The organism is Legionella sp. km535 (assembly GCF_003990085.1).
In the GTDB taxonomy this organism is placed as follows: Bacteria; Pseudomonadota; Gammaproteobacteria; order Legionellales; family Legionellaceae; genus Legionella; species Legionella moravica.
In genome coordinates, this window is the sequence record NZ_RZGU01000002.1 from 78861 (window position 1) to 93205 (window position 14345).

Here is a 14345-nt window from a genome sequence, read left to right on the forward strand (position 1 = left end):
TAATCCTAAATTTGTAAGAACTGCTGGATAATCTTCAATCCGACCTCACCACTTTTTTCTGGATGAAACTGGCATCCATAAACATTATCATTTTTAATGACCGCGCTAATTGCCTGACCGTTATATAAGACATCGGCCAATCGATTTTTGGGGGTTTCTGGAACGGCCATAAATGAGTGCACGAAGTACACTGATGATTTGTCGGGAATATTTTTTAAAATAGTATCTGACCAATTCTCACTTTGAGGTAGCGAAATCAATTCATTCCAACCTATATGAGGAATCTTATGGGGTACTCCATCAACTCCTTCCAAAGGTATAGAAACTACGTCACCGCTTATCAAATCCAGTCCTTGATGTGTACCAAACTCACAGCTTCTGGACAACATCATTTGCATCCCGAGGCATATTCCTAAAAACGGTTTACCGCTAGCAGCAAATTCTTTCACAGGATCAACAAAATTTAACTCAGTTAATCCCTTCATGCCGTCTGCAAATGCACCCACACCGGGCAGCACCAATCGTTCAGCTTTTAATATATCTTCTGGTGTACTTACTATATTGACGGTAGCATCAAAATATTGAAAAGCACGCGCAACACTTAATAAATTACCTACGCCATAATCAATAATGGATACTGAGCTCATAGGGTTCTCACATGAATATCGTTATCTAATGCATAATTTCTGATTTCGGACAAACTTAATCTTTTGTAATGCAATACATCCGCCATGGCTACTGCATCAGCCTTGCCTTCACGAATCACATCGGTTAAATCTTCCAATCGTCCCATACCACCGCTGGCAATTACCGGAATTGAAACAGCTTCTGACACTTGCTTCACCAATTCCAAATCAAAACCTTTGCGTGTGCCTTCCTGATCTATAGAGGTCAATAATATTTCACCAGCACCAAACTCTTCCCCATTTCTCGCCCAATCAACCACGTCCATAGCAGTATGCTCTCGTCCATTATCGGTCAGGACTTCCCATCTGCCGTCCGTGGTCCGCTTGGCCTCGATTGATAAGACCACGCATTGTGAGCCAAAACGTCTTGCAACATCAGATAAAAGAGATGGATTTTTAGTAGCTGCCGTATTGATTGCCACCTTATCAGCGCCACAGCGTAGTAGCTGCTTAACATCATCAACACTACGAATACCACCACCTACTGTAATCGGTATGAATACATTTTCTGCTGTTGTTTTTACAATATCAGACAGATTATTACGTCCATACAAAGAAGCAACTGTATCCATATAAATGAGTTCATCAGCGCCTTGGGAATAGTACTGCATCGCAAACTCATTGGGATTACCAACCACCCTCAGACCTTCGAGATGAATCCCTTTAATGAGATTAGGACCTTTTATATCCAATCGCGCTATCAGTCGGACATTACTCATCAAACTGTCTCCAGATATTCCGCTGTAGTTTTTTCAAGATTGGTAACCTGGTGTCGTAATAGCCACTGATCACCCTCTTTCTTCCAAAGATGAGGGGATCTGAATGTATCAGCCAAAGCCATAAAATAAGCTCTGTCCATAATAGGTTGCTCAAACATTTGAGAAGCTATTGGAAAATCTTTTGAGTTGATGCTTAAGTATTTAAATATTTCTTCAGCAAATCGCTCAGGGAACTCCAGATCGAACCGCTTCACCAAAGCCACACCCTCTTCTCGAGTAATATCACCAGACCTTATTTCCTGAGAAGCATCGTAGGTTGCTCTACCAATACCAAATTTTGTCAAGGTAGTGAAGTAATGAAAATCATCAATTTTATCATCAATACTGTTGTATTTGCTGTATGTTCCAGGTGTTCTTTCCGGTGATGCTTCAAAACCGCCATGTTCTACAGAGTAGTAATAACAGCTTTGAGGATGCCATTTCAAATAATAGCCAAGATAATGCACCTCAATTTGTTTTTCTTCAATTTGCTGAGGATCTGCAGGCAAGTAAGCGTCCAAATCACAATTGACTAAACCATAATTTTCTTTTAGTTCTTGAACTGATGTTCCACCTAAAAATACTTTGCTCTTATCTTCAGCGGTAAAGTATTTCCAGTCACGTTTAGCAGATTCAGTATCACCTATTGGATTACCGTATTCAGCTTCATTTTCGCCATAGACTACCAGTTTAATGTTATGCAGCAGTGCCATTTTGGGAGCATATGCCTTTTGACCAATCATAAATGGCTGAAATGGGTGGAATAAATTTTCAACAGCTAATCGAGTTACTAAACGATGGACTCGACCGTTCGGTGTAAATAAATGATTATCAAAACCGGCGTGTAACCAGGATTGGAAATTTCTCCAGCCCCAGGGAGTGTACATATGAGGTGCCCAGGTAACAGTCAGAGGGTTCATACCGTATTTGTATTTTAGTATATGTGCGGCATAAAAACTGTCTTTGCCCCCAGAACCTGGAACTACGCAGTCATAAGAACCGTCCTTGCTTCTGAATCGGTCACAAAGCTCTCTTAACTCAGCATCCCTTTCTTCCCAGTTGATGCCCGCTTTTTTACGTTCCGCAACGCGGCATGCATCACAAATTCCTTGATCATCAAAATGGATGGTGTTTTTCTTTGATTCCTTTTTGTGTTCATACTCAACTGCAGAATTAGGCCGTTGATTTGAAATAACGCAACTTCTGCAAAATTCTACATTTTGAGGTAACCCATATTTCGTTTGAAGCTGATCTGCGGGAAGCTGAAAGCTCGATAAATCTATAGACTTTGGTGCAGAAATTTTACTCATAACAATTCCTTTCTGGCGTGTACAATTTTTATAATTTCGGCAGTATACAATAAAAATCTTGGCTATTAAACAAATCCCGTTATCAAATCAATGAAGATTGTGAAGTTGAAATATTTTCATCATTCACCTGTCGCCATTTGCCCCTTTTTAAGGATATACTTGAAAAATAGTATTAAACAGGAATTTTGCATGTCCTTGAAGGCCATGTATAACCAAATCGCTGAGAATTATGCTACCGCTAATCGCTTTGGAGCTATTAGTGAGAGTCATCATGTTGCTATTGAACAGATGAGGAAATTTCATTTGGGTGTAAAACCCAATTATAAAGTTCTTGATCTGGGAGTTGGCGACGGTGCTTTTCTGCGCAAACTTCAAAGCATTATGCCGTCAGCAGAGTTTACTGGTATCGACGTTTCTTCTGAAATGTTAAAACGTGCCAGTGAAACCTTAACGTTAAAAACCATAGAAACCAGTGCCGCTGATGCGAGTAAATTCTTGCCTCCGCACAGTCAGGATTTGGTTCTTGCTCATTTCATTAATGCCTATATCCCCATCAATGTATTATTTGATGAAGCAAAATTGCTAACACGGGCTACAGGTCATTATTCAATGATCACCACGACCTATGATTCATTTCCTGTCGCGCAACAGCAATTAGCTGAATTTATAGCCCAGGACTCTTTATTGAGTAGTGTGGTTGGTCATTATTATAAATCCATAGTCAAAAATACTACGGTTGCGGCTAATCTCGATGAATTGATGCTCGCCTTTAAGCAACATCAGTTTGACATTGTTGATCACAAACGTCTGGAAATACCGATTACGCTTAATAACATTGACGAATTGGCTCTATTTGGTATCGAAGGCACCTGGTTTCTCAATACCTTATCAATACGCATGTTACCTAAATATTTTTTGATTCAGCGATTGAAAAGACTGTTCAGTAAAATTTTCACTTTCCCTTATCATGATACTCATATAATAGATGTAGTCCTTGCAAAGAAGTGATAATCTGTTCTCATAAAACAGTTTAGATACGTATTTTCAAGGACGAGGTGTGAAATTGATATCTGAAGCGATTAAAAATTATCTTCCTGAATTAAGTCTAAGACAAAAACAAACCAATAATATTATCTTTATTACCTTCTGGAGCCAATTCTCAGTCTACGCGCTCAATACTGTATTGATATTATTTCTAACACGCCCCATTCTTTCACAAGGTCTAGGTTACAGCCAGGCTAAAGCGTATGCATTTATTGGTGTGACCCAGGCAATGGGGTATTTGATGCCTGTATTAGGTGGTTACATGGCGGATTCGATTGTGGGCATCAGAAGATCCATACTTATTGGCAGCATCATGCTGGCATGTGCTTATTTACTGGTTATGCTCAGTGGATACACAACAAGCTCCTTGGGAGATCGGCTTTTTATTGCTGCTTTTGCATTCATTCCGGCTACCAATTCGTTGTTAATGGGCACGTCATCCAGTATGGTATCTCATATTTATTCGGATGATGCGATAAAAGCAAAATCCGCAATGACTTATTATTATATGGCCATTAATGTCGGTGCACTACTGGCTACTCTAATCGCACCGGCATTATTAGACAGCAGATACGGGCCTTTGTCAGTATTGACGCTGACTTTTGTTGGGAAATCTATAGCAGCATTGAATTTTGCCAAACGATATTCAATTTATGAATCGGTTATCTGGGGTAAGGATACTTCCAGACTGTCAAAACAAGGTATTTTTCGTTTAACAGGGTATATTGCCGTCATTTATTCAATGACCTTATACGCATATTCCCATGTTTACCTGGCCAGCACCTTGATTGCAGTCGGGTGTAGTGTTGGAATCTTCTGGTTTATAGTACAGACCGCTCTGCTTAATGGAGAAACTCGCAATAAACAAATGATAGCAGTGCTATTGATAATAGAAGCGGTGGTGTTTTTTATCATTTACAATCAAATGAACAGCACTCTGGTTTTATTCGCCAAAAATAATTCGGATCATAATTTATTAGGGTTAAGCGTCTCTGCGGCACAATATCAAATGCTCAATCCTTTATTAATATTAATAATAGGCAGTCAGCTTCCCCGGTTTTACCAAATGTTTTCCCGTTTCACTATTCCCTATCAATTTGCTGCAGGAACCATGCTCTCTGGCTTGGCATTACTGATCATGGCTTTTGCTGCTACCAAAGCAACCGAGGGAATAGTGAATGGTAATTACATTGCCTTAACGTATATTTTAATTTCAATCGCAGAATTATGGGTCAGCGCCATAGGTTTAAGCATGATTGGCTTGTATTGTGATGGACGCACTATAGCATTTGCCATGGGAGTCTGGTATTTGGCAAGCTCCATGTCCAACGCAATTTCAGGAAGGCTTGCTGGCTGGGTTGCCATACCGGAACAGATTCAAAGTGCTACGGAGAGCCTGCCCTATTATAAAAACTACTATTCCATCATGGGAATTTGTGCTTTGGGTATTGGACTTTTAATGCTATTTATCGCCTATTTATTACAAAAGAGCATGAGGAAAAAAGGAATAGAACTCGCATGAACAATTTTTAGTCATTTAAAGAGGAAATAGTAAAAGGTTCTATTCATATTCTATAGGTAGTTACACTGGGTTCGTTTATTTCTTTATCGCTGGAGAGAACTGACTCAGACTGATTTGGATTAAAAAATGAAACTCGATTTCGAACTGCCAAATCGGGTAGAGCCGGTATTTCTTCACGCTCTGTGACTCTCGTTTCAACAGTATTGCCCACACTTCGGGACTTATTAAAGCGTGCAAGATAAAATTGTAACAATTCAATTTTACTATCAATCCAATGGATATGCTGTTTAGAATCACTTAACTGCATAAAATTACTGTGCAACGCCATCAGCTCACTGCCAATCACACTGTTTACCAGGCTTTTAAGAGAAAATATAGTACAACTTCCTCCCTCCTGATAAAAGTGCCTTCGATTACAGACTGTGCGCCGGTAACGTTTCGATGGATTTAAAGGATCCTGGCTGTAATATTCAAGAGGAAAAGAATATGATATCCCACTAAGCAACTGCCTGAGGTCATTAAGTCGAGTCCATTCATTTGCTTCATCGCTGCCTGGAATGGAAAAAGAAGTATCAGAGCGCATCAAAGCCGGCTTTCTATACAGTTTTAATTGACGCTCCACCCTGATTAACTCTTTCAAAGTAAATTCCATTGCCTGTTGATATTCTAATGGTTGGCTACGTGGATCGAGTTTTGATTTGCTATAAACACCATTCTCAAAAGTTAATGGCTCTAATTGAGTTACATAGGTTCCTGTACATGTTTTTTCAAATGGATTAACTTCGTAAGGACCAATTCCCAAATTATCCTCAATTTTAAAATATTCATAAAAAGATGGTTTTTCATTAAATCCAGCTCTAGTACCATCAGCCAAATAACCAACCTTGATTATTCTAAAAACAGACGAATGTCCTCTCATTCCTCCGCCCTGAAAGATAAGCTCATCGGTATCAGATTGCATTTCCCTGCCAGGAAAAAATCGGGGCATGGAAATATAAGAGTTATCACTTACACAGATAAAGGGACAACCATATAACATTGCATTCAGATTTTGCTCTATTAATGAGAATGCAAGGCATTGTACTTCCTCAGATAATGTTCTGAGCACAGGATATTCCATCAAAATAGGACTTGAAAAAGTACTCAACAATTGCTGATCCAGATATTTGACGAATTTTGCGTCAGTTTTTAAACTTTGCTGTAATTTCCCTTCTGGTGTATAAGCAGCTAAAAGAGATGCGGCGTATTTTAATCCGTCATATTGATATTGAGCTAAATTATCTCGATTAACTTCTGCATAGATCTTTAATGAAAGTGAGTAAGCACTCACCGCCTGAGGGGTTTCAAGTTTTATTCCATTTTTAATGTGATTGGAAAAATCTCTGGCCAGCATCATGGATTGATCCAATCGGCTTTGTAACCGATAGTCCACAATCAATTGTTTTAATCGATGCAAATGATTTAAATGATTCTGCATTACAGACTTATTTTGTACTTGTTTTATCTCAGCCCTGGGATACTTATAGTATGCACCTAATAAATGCCAAATCACTGTGGCAGGTACCTGGAGCGATTCAGTTTGTAATATAGGATTATAGCTAATGAGGGGATCTAGATAATTATACTGAGAGATAAAATTAAATTGTGATTGAGGTGAACTAAAAGTGAGATGAATCGATGAGAAATCCTTATATTCTCTCAAACGAATTAAGTCGACGCCCATAAGTAAAAAATAGTTATTGAGCCACAGTTCAAAAGATTGCTGCAATAAATTAGTTGTCCAATAAATCCCCTGCAGCTGATTCAATAGAAATTGATAGTTATCGAAAGGGATTATAATTCCGCCGTGATAAGAAATGTTGAAACAGCGTCCCCCTGCTTCCTCAACCATTGTAGACATCGTTATGGTCCGATCAGCTAATGCAGGGATAAGGACGCAATTGAGGATTTTTCCTTCAGTAAACTCAACAATACCCAAGACCTCAAAACACCATTCTTTAAAAGTCATTCAACAACTGTCTCTAATGAAACCAAATTGGGCTTATTGTAAACCACTTGTTAAAAAAGGTGAACCAGAATATGAGGCATTTAAGTATAATAAACTCTACTTAAATTATTACTTAGGTTCTTCCAAACCTAAATTATCTCGTTTGAAAACGCGATCGGCTCTGTAACTGGATCGCACTAAAGGTCCAGATGCTACTTCAAAAAAGCCTTTTTCCAGGCCAATTTGTCTTAATTCGGCAAATGTTTCCGGGGTTACATAACGTGCAATTGGCAAATGATTTTTTGTCGGTTGAAGATACTGCCCTAAAGTTAGGATATCCACTTGATGGGCTCGCAAATCATCCATGGTCTGAATGATTTCTTCATTCGTCTCGCCCAAGCCCAGCATCAGACTGGTTTTGGTTAAAACATCAGGTCTGTATCGTTTTGCAAAAGCCAATACTTTTAACGTTTGATGATAGCCTGCTCGGTTATCTCGAACTGGGTGGGTCAAACGCTCTACCGTCTCTACATTTTGCGCAAAAACATCAACACCGCTATCCAGAAGAATGGCTACATCGCGTTCAATACCCTGAAAATCTGGCGTCAATGCCTCCACTTTGGTTCGTGGAGAACGTTGTTTGATCGCTTGAATCGTTTTGGCATAATGATTTGCCCCACCATCAGGTAAATCATCTCTGTTGACCGAAGTTAAAACAACATAATCAAGATTCATTAGAGCAACGGTATTTGCTGTGTTATCAGGCTCATTCTTGTCAAGCCAACCATGAGGATTCCCGGTATCAACAGCACAAAATTTGCATGCTCGAGTACAAACGGCTCCCATGAGCATAATAGTTGCGGTTCCATGCGACCAACATTCCGCAATGTTAGGGCATTTGGCTTCCTCACATACCGTGGCCAGACGATGCTTTTGCACCTGTTCCTTAACCTGGTTGTATGCAGGGGTGGTGTGATTTACAATTCGTAACCATTTGGGTTTTGGCAAGCGCTCATGAGTGAGACCGGTTGACTTCACTCCATCTTTAATTGCGGTAACCCCATTTGAGGTTTTATATTTTTGCCCGCTTTCAACAACAACTGGAATATCAATCAGTTTACTCATAGTACTGCCCTAAAAACCAAGATTTTAGATAATCCCAAATCATGGGTACAAGATCAAGTCTAATTTACTTCAAGCAAAAGGACTAATCGAGCACAAAAGCACTCTTTACAAGCATCATTAAAGTATTTCAATTCGATTTCGCCCACTGTTTTTCGCTTTATACATCGCCTTATCAGCTCGCATGAATAAACTTTCAATATCATCACCGTCAACAACAGTTGTTAAACCAAAAGATATGGTCACATCAACTTTTTTATCTCGATAATAAAACTGACAGTCTTCGACGAGTTTTCGTAAATTCTCCAAAACAGAATGAGCCTGATGCCCGGAAGTATCTTCAAAAATGAACACAAATTCTTCACCGCCGAATCGAGAAATAAAATCAAGCTTGCGAACTGACGATCTCAAAATCATGGCTACCTTTTTGAGAACCTTATCCCCAGCCAAATGTCCAAAATTATCATTGATGTGTTTGAAGTGATCAATATCTCCTACAGCCAGGGATAATACTTTGGAATGAACTTTCCATCGCTGAAATGAATCCAGAATGTGCTCTTCATAAGCTTCACGATTCGGTAAGCAGGTTAAACTATCATGATTTATTTTATATTTTTGAAAAGAGAGAAGATTCTTTATTTCATCTGCATAATGCTCAGAATCGGCCAGTTTTGATTGTAATGTTACTATCTGCTGTTCCAATTCTTTTTCACGCAGCTGTTCATTCTCTCGAAATGTTCTTATTCGTTCTCCGATATGATCCAGATTTTGACTAATTTTTGCCGACAACTCTTCAATAGTTTTTGAATTATCCAAATGATTCTTAATCTGATCAATATTATCTTGAATTCCATGCTCCAACTGACGGCATTCAGACGAGGAATCCTTATTGTTTTTTGAAGACTTCTTTAAATACAGATCAAAATCATGAAGCTGATTGGTTAATTGGTAAAGAAAACCTTTAAATCTGTTTTGCTCTAAATTAAAAGCATCAACAACCAAATCCGTTAATCCATCAATTATTTTATTTAAATCTTCATTGGTTAATTGATGTTCCAAAATTATTTTTATCTCTTCTCTTTTGGCATCCAAATCCTTAGGAATGGATAAATGATCAATTAACTGATACAGGCTATCATTAATTTTTAAACTAATTTGCCCTTCTTTAATTTGTAATGTCTGAGGTGTAGATGAATCCTTGGAGCGCTCCTCAAGGTCTTTAATTACAGAAGATACACATTGGGTAAGTACTTGATTAAAATGAACCAGAATAGCCTGATTCTCTACTTCTGAATCCAGCATTTTTTGTAATTTGGTCACGGCTCTTTTATCATGAGATTTATTGGCAAGACGACTTACCGAATCAACACCCTGTTTAATTAAACCTGAAATCATCCTGGAGCTTTCAGTGTTTTTATTTTTTATTTTGGTAAATAATTCAACCAGAGCATTTACCTTTTTTTCCAATGCAGCAGGATCAAATTCTGCATCTAGTTGATCACGAAATTTAGAAAGTTGCTCATCCATATCATAATGAACACCCAAGGGTGTGATGATCAATTGATTGATTGCATTTTTTAATGCATTAATCTGCAATTGCATTTTGTCGCATTTTGTTTCATAACGACCAATGGTATTAATTATTTTCTTCTTAAGCTCTTGATCGATCATTTAAGAAATCCTTTTCTTAAGTCATTTTTTCTGTCGTTTTTTTACTATTTCAAGTAATAATTTAGCATGCGATCCATCACAAAGTGGCGGATTTTTAGTTTTTTTGCAATTACAAAAATAAACTTCTTCTGATAAATCAGCTAAATAATATACCGATTGAGTCCCACAATCTTGTTTATCGCAAAAAGGTTGGTTATTACTTCTGCCACAACTGCACCAATAGTATTCCTCACCTTGCTGGACTTCTACGGCAATCGGAAATAAATGTGTGTATTTTGAATCATCCATATCAGGAATTCCTCCCTATACATCACTCAGTATCATGACCTTATCCATAATTAAGTGTATTCTACAAATCCATAAAGGATCAAAACTCTGCATTTATTTTATTGTTCAATCGTTTCACTGCCCTCGGAATCTGCTTAAAATCCAACCACATACAAATAATACGAGTACCGTTATTAAAGACAGTGCCAAGTTAGCCAAGGCCAAGGGATAAATGATTAAAAGTAATCCTATAGCCATGATGTATAATAATCCAATCGTATTCAACTGATTCCGGAACTTTGCTAAAAATTCCATACGAATGAGCAGGATGTACAACACAAGAGTAATAAACAAAAATAATAAATAAATACCCTGATATGCTAATTGATATACTATCAGTTGGGCATTATTTAACTGCTGATTATATAACCATTGCCCAAAAATATACGACCAGTTCATGATACAGGTTTGTTGATAGGACTGAATCATAAATGCCAGCAAAAAGGTCAGTAAAAAGAATAAATGAGTTGATGAGCGCTTTCTATAAAACTGCCCCGCCAGATAAAAGGTAAATAAACCCGTTAATACCGCCGGTACCCGAAGCAAAGAAAACAATCCAAAAAAAGTGCTCGCATGAGCCTGTTGGAAATAATGTACGCCCCCAATAGTCAAAATAAATAATATCCCGGCCATAAACTGATTTTTTCTCTCCTCCTGAAGAAAAAGAAGCGCAAAAAATCCAGCAAGGCAAAAGAAAGCGCAAGGATTAAACGCATCCATTAGTGCAATGGTTCCAATATATTTGGCTGCAGATGGCTTTTCTATCATCGATGAATCAAACAAATTAGCATGTGCCCAGCGTTTTAATACATTAACGGTAACTGGTGATAATGTTCCTTTTTTTTCAATTTCATTTTTACAGTAGGTCAATCCTCGGAGCAGATCTTTTCCAGTAGTCTGATTTGATGCAAATCCAATCCAGCGCGAATTACAAAAAAATACAGAAGGCACACTAAAATCGTACATATTCTGTTCTGAGAGTAATTGATTAAACCGAGTCAGTGCGTTTTTATCTTCATTAATCACATAACGCTGTACATGCAACCAGGGAGTGTTCGCTTGCAGTTCAGTAAAAAACGCATCTGCTTTATGACAATACTTACACGTCGTAGATAAGAACAGTTCAACATTAATAGTGACCTCTTTATCTCCTTTGGAGGTATACCAGACGGAGGGAGTATCAGCTGCACAAAGATTGATGCATACCGCCAGAAACAAAAAAAAGATCCGTAATGTTGTAGTCATAGATTAATTATTTAATTCAAAAGTTTACTATAGCACTCGGGAATCATTTTGAGCAATGAAGTCTCTACAATGAATTCAAGAATCAAATGAGCATCAAATATAAGTGCGCTCATTGTACAATTGAGAAAGAACACAATTTACATATGAATGTACTGTTCCAGATGCTCTATTACTCTTGATTTGTCATCGAGTAAATGCAAAAGCAAATCTCCAATGGACAATATCGCCAGAAACTCTTCGTTTTCACGAATCAGAAGATGTCTTCTTTTCGTCTGGGTGATTATTTGCATGGCTTTTTCAACAGTATCATGAGGACTGAGTATGCTGACATTCGAATAGACTATTTCAGATACTCGGCCTGTATTGAGATCCACACACCGATGCAAACAGGATCGCACAATATCTCGTTCACTAACAATACCAACCAGTTGATTATTCTCATCGACGACCACAACTGCGCCTATATCCTGATCCACCATTAAATCAATACATCTTTTTACACTTTCGTGAGGATGGATGTAAACAATTTTCCGTGGTGGCATGGGTAACAAACTGTAAATTAAGTGAGCCATTTCACTCTCCATGAGTACAAAGTACCATTATTGCCAACTTACTGTATAAATATAGCACAACAGATGAGCTCTTTAGATAATGTTGCTTATTATTTAATCACTGAACAAGGGAAATACCCTATCAGGTTAATTGACTACACACTCAGACGAATAACTCGAAACTTTAAGAAAGAAATATATTTGAAGTTGTCAAAAGGAAGCATTGGGGGCAAGAATTATGCCCCCTGTATAAAAAGATAAAAACCAGGGTCTGTTGACAATTCAAGTTTCGACGTCCCGCGACTTGTTCGCGGGATCCAATTCAATCTTTATAGGCGCAATATATTCTTGTTTTGCGCACGATCTATCGATTCCGCGAACAAGTCGCGGAAAGTAGAATTGAAAATAATGAAATGTCAACAGCCCCTAATTTATTTATTATTTGAAAATAATCAACAAATTAATTCACTACACGCCAGGAACCATCAGCCTGACGACATGCCTTACCGTAGATTTGCTGTGTTTTACCGCCGATTAAGGCTTTGGTTATGTATTCACGACAAGGTTGTTGTGCTTGATAATAGGTTCTTGTTGGTTGTACCGTATAACGATTTCCATTATCAGGATTAGACCATACCACTGCCCTGCCTGTTGGAGCAGTTTCTAAAGCGCGCTGCATCTCCAGACGATCCTGCCTGTCCATAGTTTTACCAATTTGACCGCCTAAGTAAGCCCCTAAAAGAGCGCCTCCAGCTGCAGCCATTACTTTTCCTGAACCGCCGCCAAATTGACTGCCTAATAATCCACCGACAACACCACCTGAAATTGTACCTACGCCTTCATTATTTATTGGCGCACAACCAACTAACAAAAACGACAAAGATAACGATGCAACAGTTAATTTTTTCATTACAGTTCACCTGATTAATGAGTTACAAATCGGTTGTCATTCTACCATCACGATCAGATATTATCCATAGTTTGGTATTTCACCTCAAATTACAGTTCCATAAATAGGAACCAGCAAAGATAATATCCTATCAAGACACTAATCGTGACGCACCCGTTCGGAGATCTGGCATAACAATTCATAGCCTATAGTTCCAGCAGATTGCGCAATTCGTTCAACCAGAATATGATTTCCCCAAAGTTCAACCGGATCACCTATTTTAACTTCAGGATGATCCGTTAAATCAACTGCCATCATATCCATGGATACTCTACCGACAATAACCACTTCTTTGCCACAAACCCAGACCGGTGTCCCGGGAGTGATATGTCTGGGATATCCATCACCGTATCCTGCCGCGACAATGCCTATCACTGAAGGTTTATCACTTTTCCACGTGCCGCCATAACCCACTTGAGCGTGAGCAGGATGGTAATGGATGGCACTAATAGCAGACATAAAGCGCATTACCGGAATGAGTCCCAATTCCGGAGCCGTCTGATGTGCAAACGGTGATACGCCATAAAGCATAATGCCAGGCCTTACCACATCACCATGAGTTTCTGGAAATGAAATGATCGCTGCTGAATTAGCAACACTGCGCTGACTGAATCCAGGTACGTTTATATTCTCAAATAAAGAAATCTGGTGAAGATTCTCTTGTCTATGAGATTCATCAGCACAAGCCAAATGAGTCATTAACCCAATATCCTTATCAACCCATGGACAGGATTGCAAGGCACTCATTATGTCCTGAATCTCCTGGACTTTAAATCCTAATCGATGCATACCCGTATTGACCTTAACCCATAGTTTAATTGGGCTAGGTAACGGAGTATTCATAAGCCATTCTAATTGATGAGGATGATGCAGCACGCAACCGAATTGATTTTGAGCGACGATCAATAATTCATCGGGACTGAATACTCCCTGAAAAAGGATGCATTGAGTCTGACTCCCCATTGCTCTGATGGCTAGGGCTTCTTCAAGACAGGCTACTCCGAAGCCATCTACCTGACCTTCGAGTACTGGGATCACCGCTTTAATACCGCAGCCATAGGCATTGGCTTTAACCATGGCAATTATTTTTTTACCTGGAGCAAATCGCCGAATCTGTAATAAATTATGCAATAGCGCACTGGGTTCTATTACCAGTCTGGTAGGTCTTGACAC

Annotated in this window: 13 protein-coding genes; 2 read left to right on the top strand and 11 right to left on the bottom strand. The window is 38.7% G+C overall.

Annotated elements, in window-relative coordinates; translation table 11 throughout:
- Nucleotides 1-5: 5 nt before the first annotated feature.
- Genes hisH through ELY21_RS01710 form a run of 3 tightly spaced genes read right to left on the bottom strand, consistent with a single transcriptional unit; the run spans nt 6 to nt 2754 of the window.
- A complete protein-coding gene (hisH, locus tag ELY21_RS01700) occupies nt 6-647 on the bottom strand; it encodes an imidazole glycerol phosphate synthase subunit HisH (RefSeq protein ID WP_127106312.1) in 642 nt (213 codons plus the stop codon).
- Nucleotides 644-1405, bottom strand: coding sequence for a glycosyl amidation-associated protein WbuZ (gene wbuZ, locus ELY21_RS01705; RefSeq protein WP_199741608.1), 762 nt, complete (start codon nt 1403-1405; stop codon nt 644-646). The genes hisH and wbuZ overlap by 4 nt, the downstream gene beginning before the upstream one ends.
- Nucleotides 1405-2754 carry an N-acetyl sugar amidotransferase gene (locus ELY21_RS01710; protein ID WP_127106316.1) on the bottom strand — a complete coding sequence of 450 codons (1350 nt, stop codon included), beginning with the start codon at nt 2752-2754 and terminating at the stop codon, nt 1405-1407. The genes wbuZ and ELY21_RS01710 overlap by 1 nt, the downstream gene beginning before the upstream one ends.
- A 189-nt stretch (nt 2755-2943) precedes the next feature.
- On the opposite strand from ELY21_RS01710, the gene ELY21_RS01715 reads away from it, so the two are divergent.
- Together ELY21_RS01715 and ELY21_RS01720 are read left to right on the top strand one after the other, a co-directional pair.
- Nucleotides 2944-3762 (top strand): methyltransferase domain-containing protein, encoded by an 819-nt coding sequence (locus tag ELY21_RS01715; protein WP_028385056.1) that lies wholly within the window; start codon nt 2944-2946, stop codon nt 3760-3762.
- A gap of 49 nt (nt 3763-3811) precedes the next feature.
- A complete protein-coding gene (locus ELY21_RS01720; protein ID WP_127106318.1) occupies nt 3812-5320 on the top strand; it encodes a peptide MFS transporter in 1509 nt (502 codons plus the stop codon).
- 43 nt (nt 5321-5363) lie between these two features.
- Here ELY21_RS01720 and ELY21_RS01725 read toward each other — a convergent pair whose 3' ends face one another.
- The 8 genes from ELY21_RS01725 to alr all read right to left on the bottom strand — a co-directional run bounded on the left by ELY21_RS01725 (nt 5364) and on the right by alr (nt 14345).
- Nucleotides 5364-7328 carry a hypothetical protein gene (locus ELY21_RS01725; protein WP_127106320.1) on the bottom strand — a complete coding sequence of 655 codons (1965 nt, stop codon included), beginning with the start codon at nt 7326-7328 and terminating at the stop codon, nt 5364-5366.
- A gap of 108 nt (nt 7329-7436) precedes the next feature.
- Nucleotides 7437-8432, bottom strand: coding sequence for a lipoyl synthase (gene lipA / locus ELY21_RS01730; protein WP_127106322.1), 996 nt, complete (start codon nt 8430-8432; stop codon nt 7437-7439).
- A gap of 117 nt (nt 8433-8549) precedes the next feature.
- The gene (locus tag ELY21_RS01735) at nt 8550-10100 is read right to left on the bottom strand and encodes a GGDEF domain-containing protein (RefSeq protein WP_127106324.1); all 1551 of its coding nucleotides are present in this window, start codon (nt 10098-10100) and stop codon (nt 8550-8552) included.
- Between the two features lie 21 nt (nt 10101-10121).
- Nucleotides 10122-10388: a CDGSH iron-sulfur domain-containing protein gene (locus ELY21_RS01740; RefSeq protein ID WP_127106326.1), complete on the bottom strand. Its 267-nt coding sequence runs from the start codon at nt 10386-10388 to the stop codon at nt 10122-10124.
- 114 nt (nt 10389-10502) lie between these two features.
- Nucleotides 10503-11672 carry a hypothetical protein gene (locus ELY21_RS01745; RefSeq protein WP_127106328.1) on the bottom strand — a complete coding sequence of 390 codons (1170 nt, stop codon included), beginning with the start codon at nt 11670-11672 and terminating at the stop codon, nt 10503-10505.
- A 137-nt stretch (nt 11673-11809) separates the two neighbouring features.
- The gene (locus tag ELY21_RS01750) at nt 11810-12244 is read right to left on the bottom strand and encodes a CBS domain-containing protein (protein ID WP_127106330.1); all 435 of its coding nucleotides are present in this window, start codon (nt 12242-12244) and stop codon (nt 11810-11812) included.
- A gap of 439 nt (nt 12245-12683) precedes the next feature.
- Complete coding sequence (locus ELY21_RS01755) at nt 12684-13133, bottom strand: RT0821/Lpp0805 family surface protein (RefSeq protein ID WP_028385048.1); 450 nt, start codon at nt 13131-13133, stop codon at nt 12684-12686.
- A gap of 138 nt (nt 13134-13271) precedes the next feature.
- On the bottom strand, nt 13272-14345 hold the full coding sequence (gene alr, locus ELY21_RS01760) for an alanine racemase (protein ID WP_127106332.1): 1074 nt from the start codon (nt 14343-14345) through the stop codon (nt 13272-13274).